The following is a 13968-nucleotide window of genomic DNA, read 5'->3' on the forward strand; positions in this document are numbered from 1 at the left end:
CGGATATAATGGAAAAGCATGTTGAAAATATTGTGCAATGGTTAAGAGACCAAGTCGATCAAGCAGGAGTAAATGGCTTAGTAGTTGGGGTAAGTGGTGGATTAGATTCCGCTGTGGTAGCTCACTTAATTAAAAGAGCTTTTCCGGATGAGTCCTTAGGTGTCTTAATGCCAATTCATACGAAAGAAGCAGATTTAAACCATGCAAAAAAAGTAGTCGAAGGCTGTGATATTAATTCACTCACCATTGATTTATCAAATACACATCAAACAATGTATGACCAGATCAAAAGTCAATTGAGGCAAAGCAATACTTTTATTGAAGAAAATGACCAACTGGCTGATGCGAATTTAAGAGCAAGATTAAGGATGAGTACACTCTATGCATTAGCAACCAATTATAATTACTTAGTTGTGGGCACAGACAATGCCGCTGAGTGGTATACAGGATATTTTACCAAGTACGGAGATGGAGGAGCAGATATCCTTCCTTTGGTTGATTTCACCAAACAGGAAGTACGAGATATGGCTGCATATCTTGGTGTTCCAGAAGAAATAGTTCAGAAGAAGCCTAGTGCTGACCTTTGGGAGGGGCAGACAGACGAAAATGAAATGGGTACTACTTACGATAAAATTGATGCTTATATAATTGGAGAAGAGATCCCAGAAAAAGATAAAGAAGTTATTGATGCCCTTCATAGAAGAACCGAGCATAAACGGAACCCATTACCTCAATACAAACGAAATAAGTAATTTCCTTTACTTTACAGTGTAAAAAAATCTCTCGGATCCAAACTATTGGAGAAGGGAGGTTTTATTATGTTTAAATATAGCTTAATACCAGGTGTAGCCCTACTGGCATTGACCATTGGCTGTACAAATGATAATGAGGAATCGGTTGAGAATAAAGCAAATCCTAACACACAGCCAATGCACTATGAAACTGATCAAGAACAAAAAGAACGATTAAATTACGATGAACCAAGTATTGGAGAACAGGGGGGCTATCCACAAAGTGAGCAACAACAAGTAAATGATGCAGATTATAAAAGCGGATATTCCGATGCATTTACCAATGAGGAGGCAATGTTGCTATCTCAAGAACTTCAGAATAAAAAAGATATTATCCAGGCTCAAGTGGCAGTGACGGATAAGCGAATTATCGTTGGAGTGATGCAAAGGGAACATACAGATCACCTTGCTGTAAATAAGATTGAATCCACCATAAGAGAAATCCTTCCTAATACAAAAAAAGAAATTATTGTATATACGGATGATATCCATTGGGATCGTATGAAAAATTTAGATGCTCGATTAAAAGCAAAAAATCGAGGAGATGATTTGGAGAAAACAGTGGAGGATTTTTTAAATAGTAAAGATTAAACCTTTGTATAACAAAGGTTTTTTTACTTTTATCCCTTTTTTTGGTATAGTAATAAAGGAAATTTCTAGAGAGGAGAATGTCCTATGGCTGGTCATTCTAAATGGAAGAATATACAGAGAAGAAAGAATGCACAGGATGCTAAAAAAGGAAAAATCTTTATGCGACATGCAAAAGATATATATACTGCAGCAAAGCAAGGGGGCGGAGACCTTTCCACAAATGCTTCATTAAGATTAGCGGTGGAAAAGGCTAAAGCTGATAATATGCCTAATGATAATATCGACAGAGCAATTAAAAAGGCAACAGGTACCCTAGATGGTGCGAGCTTCGAGGAACTTACTTATGAAGGATATGGCCCAGGTGGGGTTGCTGTCATCGTACATGTTTTAACTGACAACAAAAACAGGACAGCTGCAGAAGTTAGACACGCTTTTAAAAAGAATGATGGAAATCTTGGAGAGAATGGAAGTGTCTCCTTTATGTTTGATCGAAAGGGTTATATCGTGATTTCAAATGAGGAAGGCAAAATTGATGAGGACGAATTAACGTTGGAAGCCTTAGAAGCTGGAGCCGATGATATTGTTACACAGGAGGATGGATACGAGATTTATACTGCTCCTGAGGCTTATCAGGAAGTTGTAGATTATCTAAATGAGAAAGGATACTCGATTGAAGACTCAGAAGTGACTTTAATTCCGCAAAATTATAATAAACTATCCGAAGAAGATACAGGTAAAATGTTTACTTTAATTGAGACCCTCGAAGAAAACGAGGATGTGCAAGATATTCACCATAATTTAGATGAAACAGAATAAGTTTTGCTGAATGAACTTCTATCCTTTATATCAGGGATAGAAGTTTGTTTTTAGAGGATGAGAAAGCTCTTATTATGTTATTTTATGAATAGTTGATTCAAGCACCAGTATCCATCTCTTATAGCTCTAAGTTATCTCGCATTCTATAGACGTTGGTGCCTAATCATATAGATAAAACGAGTGTAAGTCAAACTAGTTCTAGTTAAAAAGATACCAATAGCTCAATAGTTTTACTATATGGGTGCATATGGTAAAATGATGTAAGGTAACATGGAGGAGAAATTTAAATGATTGCATACATAAAAGGTAATCTTACATACATACAAGATGAATCAGTTATAGTAGAGGTACAAGGAATTGGTTACGAGATTATTTGTGCCAACCCATTCGTTTTTCAACACTTGCTTAACAAAGAAGTTCAGATTAGCACCTATCATTATGTGAGAGAAGATATCCAGGTTCTATACGGCTTTAAAGATGAAGAGCAAAAGTATTTGTTTACCAAGTTAATCTCCGTCTCGGGTATTGGCCCAAAAGGTGCATTGGCAGTACTTGGAACAGTTAATGTTGCTGATTTTGTCGGTGCAGTAGAACGGGAAGATGACAAATATCTAACAAGCTTTCCAGGAGTAGGAAAGAAGACGGCCAGACAGATAATATTAGATCTAAAAGGAAAGTTAACCACGATGATTTCCATTTCTCACCCAGAGTCTGATCATGAAACACAACAACTAGAAGAAAATCAGCATTTTGCAAAATTGGATGAAGCCAAGGAGGCCTTAAAAGCATTAGGATATACAGATCGTGAAATTAAATCAGTCCTACCTAAACTGCCTGACGACCAAAATAACTCTACTGACACAATAATCCGTAAAGCATTAGCATTACTAATGAAAAATTAAGAAGGGGGGATACTAAATGGAAGACAGAATGGTAACGGGTGAATTACAGAATGAAGATGCCTCTGTGGAATTAAGTCTGCGTCCAACCATATTAAAGCAATATATTGGACAACAGAAGGTAAAAGAAAATTTGAGTATTTTCATCCAGGCTGCCAAGATGCGCGAAGAGCCGCTTGACCATGTGCTACTGTATGGCCCCCCGGGTTTAGGGAAGACAACGCTTGCTGGCATTATTGCAAATGAAATGGGCGTGCAATTTCGTTCGACTTCAGGACCGGCTATAGAACGTGCAGGAGATCTTGCTGCCATACTCTCTTCGTTGGAACCTGGGGATGTTCTTTTTATCGATGAAATACATCGATTACCACGATCTGTGGAGGAGGTTTTGTACCCGGCAATGGAGGATTTTTTTCTTGATATTGTTATAGGAACTGGGCCAAGTGCTCGTTCTGTGCGAATTGACTTACCTCCGTTTACCCTAGTTGGTGCCACAACTAGAGCAGGTTTGCTCTCTGCTCCGCTAAGGGATCGATTTGGAGTGCTAAGCAGATTAGAATTTTATGAAACAAAAGATTTGTGTGCAATTGTTGAGAGAACTGCTGAAATTTTCCAAACCAGCCTTAGCAAAGAGGCGGCTATAGAGGTAGCCAGAAGATCCAGGGGTACTCCCAGAATAGCAAATCGCTTATTAAAACGGATACGTGATATTTCCCAAGTAAAAGGCGAAGAAGAGATCAGTTTCCCAACAACGAAGCTTGCTTTGGAAATGCTACAAGTGGACGATGAAGGCTTGGATCATATTGATCATAAGTTACTTAAGGGGATCATGGAAAGTTTCCAAGGAGGCCCAGTTGGTCTGGATACCATCGCAGCTACCATTGGGGAAGAATCGCAGACGATAGAAGATGTTTATGAACCATACTTACTGCAGATTGGCTTCATTCAACGTACGCCTAGAGGAAGAGTTGTTACACCAAAAGCTTACCAGCATTTTGGGGTGAAAGAGAATGAACAATGAATTAGGGAAAATATTTCTTTTTCTAGGTATGGTATTTCTAATTATTGGTCTGATTTGGACATTTTTAGGTAAATTACCAGGTGACATCAGCTTTAAAAAAGGTAATATGTCATTTCATTTTCCCATAATGACTTCTATAATTATAAGCATTATTTTAACCATAATTTTATTCATTATTGGTAAGTTTAGATAGCATATGTTAGGAGATTCAGCATGAATATTGAAGATTTTGATTTTGATTTACCAGAAGAGTTAATTGCACAAACACCACTAAAAGAACGAACAGCTTCTCGATTGTTAGTACTTGATCGTCAAACGAAAGAAGTGGATCATAAACATTTTACAGATATAAAAGATTATCTTAAAAAAGGAGATTGCCTCGTATTAAATGATACAAAGGTATTGCCTGCCCGGTTATATGGTATAAAAGAAGATACAGGGGCCAAAGTAGAAATTCTTTTATTAAATCAATGTGAAGAGGATACATGGGAAATACTTGCAAAACCTGCTAAAAAGATAAAGATTGGTACAACGCTTGTTTTTGGGGAAGGGAAATTAAGAGCGACCTGTACAGATATAAAAGAGCATGGGGGACGCATCCTTGAATTTTATTATACAGGTATTTTCTACGAGGTACTTGATGAGTTAGGAGAAATGCCTCTTCCACCATATATTAAAGAACAGCTGCCAGAAAAGGAGCGATATCAAACCGTTTTTGCCAGGGAGGAAGGTTCCGCTGCGGCACCGACTGCTGGTTTACACTTCACTAAAGAACTATTAGAAGAGATTGAAGAAATGGGTGTAACTATTGCGTTTATTACTTTACATGTAGGATTGGGAACTTTTCGGCCTGTAAGTGTGGAGAATATTGATGACCATGAAATGCATTCGGAGTTCTATCATATGTCTACAGAGACTGCAGACATATTAAACCAGACAAAAAAATCAAATGGTAGGATAATCTCCGTAGGCACCACTTCTACCCGGACCTTGGAAACAATTGCAAGAGATCAAGGAGCTTTTAAGGAAACTAGCGGGTGGACGGATATTTTTATTTATCCACCATATGATTTTAAAGCAATTGATGGATTAATTACTAATTTTCATCTTCCAAAATCAACCTTAATCATGTTAGTAAGTGCATTAGTAGATAAAGAAACTATACTTCATGCATACAAAGAGGCTGTTCAAGAACGATACCGTTTTTTCAGCTTTGGGGATGCCATGTTAATTTTATAAAAAAGGAACGAATAAATCATGACACCAATAACATATGAATTAATAAAAACATGTAAACAAACAGGGGCTAGACTTGGACGAGTTCACACTCCACATGGCTCATTTGATACTCCCACATTTATGCCTGTTGGTACCTTGGCTACCGTTAAGACAATGAGCCCGGAAGAATTGAAGAATATAAACGCCAATATAATTCTTTCAAACACATACCATTTATGGCTTAGACCCGGTGAAGACATTGTAAGGGAAGCGGGGGGCTTGCATAAATTTATGAATTGGGATGGAGCAATTCTTACTGATTCTGGAGGTTTTCAGGTGTTCAGCCTAAGTGATATGAGAGAAATCAAAGAGGAAGGCGTTCATTTCCGAAATCACCTTAATGGCGAGAAATTATTTCTATCTCCTGAAAAAGCAATGCATATCCAAAATGCACTAGGCTCCGACATTATGATGGCTTTTGACGAGTGCCCTCCTTACCCAGCGACGTATGATTATATGAAATCTTCTGTTGAACGAACTTCCCGTTGGGCAGAACGTTGTCTGGAAGCGCATGGACGACCGCAGGATCAAGGGTTGTTCGGGATTGTTCAGGGAGGAGAGTATGAGGACCTTCGTAAGCAAAGTGCACGCGATTTAATTTCCATGGATTTTCCTGGCTACGCTATTGGTGGACTATCCGTAGGTGAGCCTAAAGATGTTATGAACCGAGTACTAGAATTCACCACCCCGGTATTACCAACAAATAAGCCTCGATATCTTATGGGGGTTGGGTCACCTGATTCATTAATTGACGGGGCAATTCGTGGTATTGACATGTTTGATTGTGTATTGCCAACACGTATAGCCAGAAATGGTACATGTATGACTTCGAAGGGCAGATTAGTAGTACGAAACGCAAAATATGCAAGGGATTTTAGTCCAATAGATGAAAATTGTGATTGCCATGTTTGTAAAAATTATTCACGTGCTTACATTCGACATCTTATAAAATGTAATGAAACATTCGGATTCAGACTAACTACTTACCATAACTTATATTTTCTGGTAAAATTAATGGGGCAAGTACGAAAAGCGATAAGCGATGATCGTCTTGGAGATTTTAAAGAAGACTTTTTTGAGCAATATGGTCTTAATAAACCCAATGCCAAAAACTTCTAATTGCATAGTTTACTAAACAGAAGGAGGGGAAAATAAATGGATATGCTGATTTCTTTATCACCAATCATTTTAATGTTTGTGATTTTTTACTTCTTATTGATTCGCCCACAGCAAAAAAGACAGAAACAAGTGAAACAGATGCAATCTGATTTGCAAAAAGGTGATTCAGTAATTACGATTGGCGGGTTTCATGGTGTTGTTCATGCCATAGATGAAAGCACAGTTGTGATTCAAGCGGGCGACAGTACTAAGCTTACATACGACCGTTCTGCTATTAGAGAAGTTAAAAAATAATATTTCTAAAACATAAAAGAAGTTAATGCTTATAATTGCATTAACTTCTTTTTATTTGCTCTTCTCTCTAACTATTCTGTTTTGGTACCTAGCGTGTTTACCCCAACAATTCCACCAAGTACTGCTGCTGAAATATATGCTAGATGGTGGATGGATTGTTCTAAGGAGAAACCTTGTTGATATCCTAAGTATTGAACCAGGAATGTAAATAATGTGAAACCGAACCCTGTCACACCACCAATAATCCAGCCTTTTGCTTTTCCTTTAGCACCAGCAACAAGCCCCCCAATAAATAGGGATATAAGGCCGATTCCTAAGGTAACCCAAGATAGTATAGGGTCATTGAAGGAAGTGAACCGAAGTAATAATGCTAAAAAGATACTTGTTATTAGAATGAGACCCAGAACCATAACCAATCCATAAACTACTGCAGTAAGCTGCTTTGTCATAACATCCCCCCTAAAGTTTGTCCTTCCATTACTAGCTTATTCACCAATAAATAAAATAGAAGAAAATATTTTAGGCTGTACACTCATATAGTTATAGAAGCATGCTGTATATGGAAAGCAGGTGTATTATGGACATAATTCTAGCATCACTTATCTTTATTGTTAGCTATATCTTTATTATGACTGAAAGAGTTAATCGGGCGGTAGTTGCTCTCACTGGAGGAACACTTCTATTAGCAACAGGAATATACAGCCCCCAAAAAGCATTTATGAACTATATTGATTGGAACACGATTGCATTACTGTTTTCAATGATGGTACTTATATCAATTACAGAAAAAACGGGGTTATTCAGTTATATTGCAATTCGCTTTGCTCAAAGAGTAAAAGGAAAGCCTATGCCATTACTTATGGGAGCAAGTATATTAACAGCTCTTGGATCTGCTCTTTTAGATAATGTCACCACTGTTTTAATATTTGTACCCATCTTGTTAAAAATTACAAAACTATTGAAGCTTCCTTCCTTCCCTTATTTGCTTGCTATTATTTTTAGTTCGAACATAGGAGGAACTGCAACGTTAATTGGTGATCCACCAAATATTATGATAGGACAAGCTGTTGACCATCTGACATTTTTATCTTTTATCTTACATGCAGCCCCTTTGGCCTTAATAATTTTTCTTTTATTTCTTTTTTTGCTTTATTTCATATTTAGAAGACAACTTACAAAATCAAATATTAATAATGAGGAACTTTATAAAATTGATGCCAAAATGTATTTGAAAAAGACACCATTGCTCTACAAATCAGTTTCTGTCTTGTTATTAACTATATCAGGATTTATGCTACATACAGTATTACATACGGATTTAACAATTGTCGCATTGTCTGGTGCCGTTTTATTATTATTTTTAACTGAAAAAGAATTGCCTACAGAACGCGTTTTTCAAAAGGTAGAGTGGGTCACTTTGTTTTTCTTTATTGGTTTGTTTTCCTTAGTAGGTGGTTTACAGGAAGTAGGGGTAATAGATGAAATGGCTAGAGCAATTGTTGTATTGACAGAAGGGGATTATGTAAGAACTACTATGTTAATTTTATGGGTCTCTGGATTGTTCTCCGGAATAGTTGATAACATTCCATTTGTGGCTGCAATGATTCCTGTAGTAAAGGAATTTGAAAGCTATGGTATCGTACATTTGGACCCTATGTGGTGGGCATTGTCACTTGGTGCTTGTTTAGGTGGAAACGCTACGTTATTAGGCGCATCGGCAAATGTAGTCGTTGCAGGTATGGCTGAAGGAGAAAATGAGAAAATTTCCTTCATACGTTTTATGCTATATGGCTTTCCCCTTGTATTTATTTCATTAATAGTTGCAACCATTTATATATATTTTCGTTATTTAATATTCTATATGTGATAAACTTTTCTTATTAAGAAATTCTACACGTATTCCAGCAGATAATAAATGGGTTGCGGCAATTTAAAGAGTCTCCTGCTCTTCTTAGAGATAAGCAGGAGACTCTTTTTAGATAGGGGACCAGAGAATTGAAAACAAAACAGCTTCATTTAATACGCAATTGGAGGAAAATGCGACCTAACTTGGCTTATAAAAAGCTCAGTGAAATATTTGAGTAGAAGCGCCCCATTGATTTCCGTTGCATGCGGACGCTTTCACACCTCCGGGTACAAGTGCGACATCTGTTCGTTACCTCACAGTGTCTTCTTTGCCGCCCGGCATGGCTTCAGCCGCTTCCTCCGCTACGCTCCGTCCAGGGTCTTCAGCTCATGCTATTCCGGCAGGAGTCGCCGCATTCCACTCCAATCAATTTGTATCTGCTTTAAACCATAAATAGCGGGTTAATATCTAACCACTTTACCAGTGTAGGAAAAACACGAAGACTCCTGTGGGAAAAGCAACAGCTGAAGATCCCGCAGGAAGTGGTTTTCTTCCGAGGAAGCTGAAGCGTTGCCCACGGAAAGCGAAATGTTTTTTCCGAAACGGTCGCTTAGAGTACTATCAAGTTACTTCGTAGTTTATCTATTTTGCGAATTATTACATAGCCATGACCTATCGTTTATAGTCTAGATAAATTCAAGCTTTTGCCGGAAAGGCAGATAAAGCATTTTGTTGAGGTAAATTGCCATTGACTACCACTAGTCGTTCGTAGTTAGACTGGCCTCTTACTTATAGCTTCATTCTTCATACCTGGTGTTAAATCCATCTCTTAATAAAAGGAATTTGGTGTAATTCTTCTTTCGTAATAAACCGCAGAGAAAATAAGAAGAAGATATAAATACCTGTTAAGGTGATTAAAGTAATTAAAAATAGAGCTGGATTTTCGGTTCCCCATGGAAATACTTGTTTTATTATACTTCCAGCTAGCCAGGTTAAGCCAATTAAAGTTACCATTTTAACTATATCTTTAAAAGGAAGTGTATATTTAATCATTTTTTGCAGTGTAATCAAATGAAGTAAAGTTACTAGAACCACACCTACAGACATAGAAATCGCTACCCCCATAATCCCGAATGCAGAATTGGAAGCCAGGAGAAACAGAATTGTTAACTTGCAAACTGCTCCAATTAAAGAATTCCACATTGCCGGTTTTGCAAAATCCAATGCTTGTAGTGCTGCTTGTAAAGGAGCTTGGATATATAGTAATATAAAAAAAGGTGCCATTAAAAGGATAAATTTACTAGCATTTGCAGTACCATACATAAACGTTAAAATGGTATCCGAGAATAAAGTTAAAACGATCGTTGCCAAAGCGCCAGATGCAAATGAGATACGAATAGACTGATGGATTCGATAGTGAATTAACTTGTTGTTAGAAGATGCATCTGCCTCTGATAGTGATGGAACCAGCGCTACAGAAAGAGATTGAGTAATAAATGTTGGTAAGAATAAAAGTGGTAACACGTAACCAGTTAATTCTCCATATTGCTTGGTTGCTAATGAACTGGATATACCGGCAATAGCTAAACTTTGTGCTACCAGTATTGGCTCCATAAAATGGGTTAAGGACCCAATCATTCGGCTGCCTGTACTTGGAAGTGCAATAGAAAATAATTCTTTAAGCGTTTGGGAACTGGTTTTTAAATAGGAAAAGAACTGTGATCTTATTTTTACTAATTTCTTTTGTTTAAACATGTGAAGCATGTAAAGAAGACTAACAAATTCCCCTAGAATTACACTGAACATGGCTCCGGCTGCAGCATACTCCACACCGAAGGGGAGTAACAGCTTTACAAAGAATGCTACACAAGTAATACGCACAATTTGCTCAATTACTTGAGAGTAACTTTGAGGCTTCATGTTTTGCCTTCCTTGGAAATAGCCTCTGAGCACAGAGGAAATTGCTATAATAGGAATAATGGGGCTAATTGCCAGTAAGGGATATAGTGTGCGGCTGTCAGTCAATAGCTTTGTAGCAATAAAAGGTGCACCTAGTATCATTCCTACAGTAAACAGCACACTTGAAATGGCGGTAACAATTAAGGAAACCACAAGTATCTGCTTTATTTTTTGTGGATTGTTTTTGGCTTCAGCTTCAGCAACGCGTTTCGATATAGCTACAGGTAACCCAAGTTGTGTGAGCGTAAGTACGAGGAAGAATGTCGGCAATGCCATCATATAAAGGCCCACACCTTCTTCTCCCATCAGTCGAGCTACAACAATCCTGTTTATAAAGCCAAGAAACCGGGTGATCATACCTGCTGCTATTAATATAAGAGTACCCTGTAAAAAAGTTTGTTTGGTCATTATGGTCGACCTGCCTTCTCAAATAATAATTTTTCGTATACAATTATGTATATGCTAAGAAATGGGTCAAGCATGACAAGAAGGGTATAATTATACTCCGGGACAGGAGGAATTTTATTGGAAACCATACATACCGTTACTGAGTGGAGAGAAATGGTTCTACCAGCTCTTGAAAGTAAATGTAGCGAATTTCGTTTAATGGGTTATACACAGGCAACGAGTGAAGATATATGGCGTTGTTTGCTTGAAAAAGTATGGAAGGGTAACCCCGAAAAAAGAATCTATGAAGTGGTTCAGGATATTTTTCATCTGGGATCAAATATTTATCTAAGTTATTTAACGGTAAAAGCTTATCAGGACGATGATTTGATGGCTTCCATCGCAGCTTTGACAAACAATGAATAATGAAACCTAATAAGAAATTGCTATCGGCAGAATTGAATAATGAGGAGGAAGTTTTCAAATGAAAAACAGAGGCAGAATCGTTGCCTTTTTTCTAATCGTTTTGATATTTGGAGGATTGATTGGGACAACGGTAACAGGAATTACAAAAGATATAAATCTAGGTCTGGATTTACAAGGCGGCTTTGAGGTGCTATATGAAGTAGAACCTGTAGATGAGGGAGCAGAAGTAGATCGGCAATTAATGGAAGCTACCGTAGAAACCCTTAATGATCGTGTTAACCGTTTAGGTATTAGCGAGGCAAACATTGACATTGAAGGGGAAGATCGAATACGGGTACAACTTGCTGGAGTGGAGGATCAATCACAAGCCAGGGAAATGTTATCTACTTCTGCCAGGCTGTCTTTCCGCGATGTAAACGATAATAAACTTCTTGATGGCTCTGATATCAAAGAGGGTAGCGCAAAGCAGGATTTTGATCAGAAGACGAATGCACCAATTGTTACATTACAACTAAAGGATGCTTCTAAGTTTGCTGATGTAACTACAAAAATTAAAAATATGGGTCCTCCCGATAATTTGTTGGTTATTTGGATGGACTATCAAAAAGGTGATTCTTTTGAAGAGGAGTCTAAAAAAGAGGATCCAAAATACATTTCTGCACCACGTGTTACAGAAACCTTAAATACTACAGATGTAATGATTAGTGGAAATTTCACTGTGGAATCTGCAAAGAGACTTGCTGACATAATTAATTCGGGCTCTTTACCTGTTCATATGAATGAAATCTACTCTACAGCTGTAGGAGCTCAATTCGGTGAACAGGCATTAGACAAAACTGTCTTTGCAGGATTTATCGGTGTAGGACTAGTTATGTTGTTTATTATTGCGGTATATCGTTTTCCTGGACTAATTGCTACTATAAACTTAAGTATCTACATTTATTTAATTTTACTAGTTTTTGAATTAATGAACGGGGTGCTGACATTACCAGGTATTGCTGCATTAATCTTAGGTGTAGGGATGGCTGTAGATGCCAATGTTATAACATTTGAACGTATTAAAGAGGAATTAAAGGCCGGAAAATCTGTTATGGCTGCATTTAAGGCAGGGTCAAAAAATTCATTATCTACCATCTTTGATGCCAATCTGACAACATTAATAGCTGCTGTAGTATTGTTCATTTTTGGTACGAGCTCAGTAAAAGGCTTTGCAACGATGCTTATAGTCAGTATTTTAGTCAGCTTTATTACAGCTGTATTCGGAACAAGGCTTCTGCTTGGTTTGTGGGTTAAGAGCAGAACTCTTTCGAAGCGACCTGGTTGGTTCGGTGTTAAAAAAGAAGACATCAAGGATATAGCAATGAAGGATAAGGAAGAACCGAAAATCTTCAATAAACAAATTAATGTTGTTCAGCATCGGAAGAAGTTTTTCTGGATTTCTATTGCCATGGTCGTCTTAGGAATAGCTTCATTGCTTTTATTTAAATTAAATCCTGGAATCGACTTTACAAGTGGTTCGAGAATTGAAATCCTTGCAGAGGATTCGATTACTACGGATGAAGTTGAAGAGGGTTTATCTGAATTAGGATTAGAAGCGGAGTCAATAGTGATTTCCGGTGATAATAAAGATATTGCGGTAACGCGATTTGATAAAGTAATAGAAAAAGAAAAAATTGCAGAAGTAACTTCCTATTTCAAAGATAAATATGGTAATGCTCCAAGTGTAAGTGTAGTTTCACCAATTGTAGGTCAAGAATTGGTGAAAAATGCTATTTATGCAGTATCTATTGCTTCCATCTTTATGATTATATATGTTACTTTCCGCTTTGAATTGTTTTTTGCAATCACCGCGATTATTGCTCTACTTCACGATGCATTCTTTGTTATTGCGATTTTTAGCTTTACAAGGATAGAATTCGATATTACGATCGTTGCAGCTGTGTTAACTATTGTGGGTTACTCAGTAAATGATACGATAGTTACTTTCGATCGGATAAGAGAAAATCTGCAAAATAAACGAGTCAAATCCTTTAAGGAATTGGCAATTATTGTGAACAGAAGCTTAGTACAAACATTGAGCAGAAGTATTAATACAACTGTAACCACATTGCTTGCTGTCCTGGCGTTTTTATTCCTTGGTGCTCAATCTATTACCGGGTTCGCTATTGCTTTGACAGTCGGCCTTATAGCTGGTACGTACAGTTCACTATTCCTTGCTTCTCAATTGTGGCTTATTTGGAGAGGTAAGATGATTAAGAATAAACCAGTAGATTTTACCAAGAAGAAGAAAGTTGAAGGCCCGCAAGTTTAACCTCACAAGACATTTGGAGATAACTAAAACAGTTGATTGAAAATGAATATTAATTAGATGTATAAACACAGAGACTTAGCAATGCACATTAACCGAACAATCAACATTTGATTGTTCGGTTTTTATATTGTAATTCCAGGAGAACTAAACTTATAGAATTTAGACTCAACGTAATTAATAAAATAGATAAACTGCGACGTAACTGTAAGTATTGTAAATTACTGTTTCTA

The 13968-nt window shown here is 37.3% G+C and carries 14 protein-coding genes; 12 read left to right on the forward strand and 2 right to left on the reverse strand.

The window, feature by feature from the left end:
* The first annotated feature begins 8 nt into the window (after positions 1-8).
* The 9 genes from nadE (at position 9) to yajC (ending at position 6809) form a co-directional block, all read left to right on the forward strand.
* Positions 9-752, forward strand: coding sequence for an NAD(+) synthase (nadE, locus tag X953_RS08700; protein ID WP_040955215.1), 744 nt, complete (start codon positions 9-11; stop codon positions 750-752).
* A 66-nt stretch (positions 753-818) separates the two neighbouring features.
* Positions 819-1382, forward strand: coding sequence for a YhcN/YlaJ family sporulation lipoprotein (locus tag X953_RS08705; protein WP_040955216.1), 564 nt, complete (start codon positions 819-821; stop codon positions 1380-1382).
* A gap of 84 nt (positions 1383-1466) precedes the next feature.
* Positions 1467-2198 (forward strand): YebC/PmpR family DNA-binding transcriptional regulator, encoded by a 732-nt coding sequence (locus X953_RS08710; protein ID WP_040955217.1) that lies wholly within the window; start codon positions 1467-1469, stop codon positions 2196-2198.
* Positions 2199-2485: 287 nt separating this feature from the next.
* Complete coding sequence (gene ruvA, locus X953_RS08715; RefSeq protein WP_040955218.1) at positions 2486-3100, forward strand: Holliday junction branch migration protein RuvA; 615 nt, start codon at positions 2486-2488, stop codon at positions 3098-3100.
* A 16-nt stretch (positions 3101-3116) separates the two neighbouring features.
* Complete coding sequence (gene ruvB, locus X953_RS08720; protein ID WP_040955219.1) at positions 3117-4118, forward strand: Holliday junction branch migration DNA helicase RuvB; 1002 nt, start codon at positions 3117-3119, stop codon at positions 4116-4118.
* Positions 4108-4311, forward strand: a complete 204-nt coding sequence (locus X953_RS08725) for a DUF2905 domain-containing protein (protein WP_040955220.1) — start codon at positions 4108-4110, stop codon at positions 4309-4311. Before ruvB ends, X953_RS08725 begins: the two co-directional genes overlap by 11 nt.
* 20 nt (positions 4312-4331) lie before the next feature.
* Positions 4332-5357 carry a tRNA preQ1(34) S-adenosylmethionine ribosyltransferase-isomerase QueA gene (gene queA / locus X953_RS08730; RefSeq protein ID WP_040955221.1) on the forward strand — a complete coding sequence of 342 codons (1026 nt, stop codon included), beginning with the start codon at positions 4332-4334 and terminating at the stop codon, positions 5355-5357.
* A gap of 18 nt (positions 5358-5375) precedes the next feature.
* The gene (gene tgt, locus X953_RS08735) at positions 5376-6515 is read left to right on the forward strand and encodes a tRNA guanosine(34) transglycosylase Tgt (RefSeq protein WP_040955222.1); all 1140 of its coding nucleotides are present in this window, start codon (positions 5376-5378) and stop codon (positions 6513-6515) included.
* Positions 6516-6551: 36 nt separating this feature from the next.
* Positions 6552-6809 (forward strand): preprotein translocase subunit YajC, encoded by a 258-nt coding sequence (yajC, locus tag X953_RS08740; RefSeq protein ID WP_040955223.1) that lies wholly within the window; start codon positions 6552-6554, stop codon positions 6807-6809.
* Between the two features lie 71 nt (positions 6810-6880).
* On the opposite strand, the gene X953_RS08745 is transcribed toward yajC, so the two are convergent.
* A complete protein-coding gene (locus X953_RS08745) occupies positions 6881-7258 on the reverse strand; it encodes a TIGR04086 family membrane protein (RefSeq protein ID WP_040955224.1) in 378 nt (125 codons plus the stop codon).
* Positions 7259-7386: 128 nt separating this feature from the next.
* Between X953_RS08745 and X953_RS08750 the strand changes: the two genes are divergently transcribed.
* Positions 7387-8676: an ArsB/NhaD family transporter gene (locus tag X953_RS08750; RefSeq protein WP_040955225.1), complete on the forward strand. Its 1290-nt coding sequence runs from the start codon at positions 7387-7389 to the stop codon at positions 8674-8676.
* Between the two features lie 795 nt (positions 8677-9471).
* On the opposite strand, the gene spoVB is transcribed toward X953_RS08750, so the two are convergent.
* Positions 9472-11022, reverse strand: a complete 1551-nt coding sequence (gene spoVB / locus X953_RS08755; RefSeq protein WP_040955226.1) for a stage V sporulation protein B — start codon at positions 11020-11022, stop codon at positions 9472-9474.
* Between the two features lie 117 nt (positions 11023-11139).
* Here spoVB and X953_RS08760 point away from each other — a divergent pair, with 117 nt between their 5' ends.
* Both X953_RS08760 and secDF read left to right on the forward strand, forming a co-directional pair.
* On the forward strand, positions 11140-11427 hold the full coding sequence (locus tag X953_RS08760) for a post-transcriptional regulator (protein WP_040955227.1): 288 nt from the start codon (positions 11140-11142) through the stop codon (positions 11425-11427).
* A gap of 58 nt (positions 11428-11485) precedes the next feature.
* On the forward strand, positions 11486-13738 hold the full coding sequence (secDF, locus tag X953_RS08765; protein ID WP_040955228.1) for a protein translocase subunit SecDF: 2253 nt from the start codon (positions 11486-11488) through the stop codon (positions 13736-13738).
* Positions 13739-13968 lie beyond the last annotated feature (230 nt).

This window comes from Virgibacillus sp. SK37 (genome assembly GCF_000725285.1).
In the GTDB taxonomy this organism is placed as follows: domain Bacteria; phylum Bacillota; class Bacilli; order Bacillales; family Amphibacillaceae; genus Virgibacillus_Q.

What these genes read in the sequence shown, in the direction of transcription:
- nadE (WP_040955215.1), top strand. Translation starts at nt 9, where the DNA reads ATGGAAAAGCATGTTGAAAATATTGTGCAATGGTTAAGAGACCAAGTC.
- X953_RS08705 (WP_040955216.1), top strand. Translation starts at nt 819, where the DNA reads ATGTTTAAATATAGCTTAATACCAGGTGTAGCCCTACTGGCATTGACC.
- X953_RS08710 (WP_040955217.1), top strand. Translation starts at nt 1,467, where the DNA reads ATGGCTGGTCATTCTAAATGGAAGAATATACAGAGAAGAAAGAATGCA.
- ruvA (WP_040955218.1), top strand. Translation starts at nt 2,486, where the DNA reads ATGATTGCATACATAAAAGGTAATCTTACATACATACAAGATGAATCA.
- ruvB (WP_040955219.1), top strand. Translation starts at nt 3,117, where the DNA reads ATGGAAGACAGAATGGTAACGGGTGAATTACAGAATGAAGATGCCTCT.
- X953_RS08725 (WP_040955220.1), top strand. Translation starts at nt 4,108, where the DNA reads ATGAACAATGAATTAGGGAAAATATTTCTTTTTCTAGGTATGGTATTT.
- queA (WP_040955221.1), top strand. Translation starts at nt 4,332, where the DNA reads ATGAATATTGAAGATTTTGATTTTGATTTACCAGAAGAGTTAATTGCA.
- tgt (WP_040955222.1), top strand. Translation starts at nt 5,376, where the DNA reads ATGACACCAATAACATATGAATTAATAAAAACATGTAAACAAACAGGG.
- yajC (WP_040955223.1), top strand. Translation starts at nt 6,552, where the DNA reads ATGGATATGCTGATTTCTTTATCACCAATCATTTTAATGTTTGTGATT.
- X953_RS08745 (WP_040955224.1), bottom strand. Translation starts at nt 7,258, where the DNA reads ATGACAAAGCAGCTTACTGCAGTAGTTTATGGATTGGTTATGGTTCTG.
- X953_RS08750 (WP_040955225.1), top strand. Translation starts at nt 7,387, where the DNA reads ATGGACATAATTCTAGCATCACTTATCTTTATTGTTAGCTATATCTTT.
- spoVB (WP_040955226.1), bottom strand. Translation starts at nt 11,022, where the DNA reads ATGACCAAACAAACTTTTTTACAGGGTACTCTTATATTAATAGCAGCA.
- secDF (WP_040955228.1), top strand. Translation starts at nt 11,486, where the DNA reads ATGAAAAACAGAGGCAGAATCGTTGCCTTTTTTCTAATCGTTTTGATA.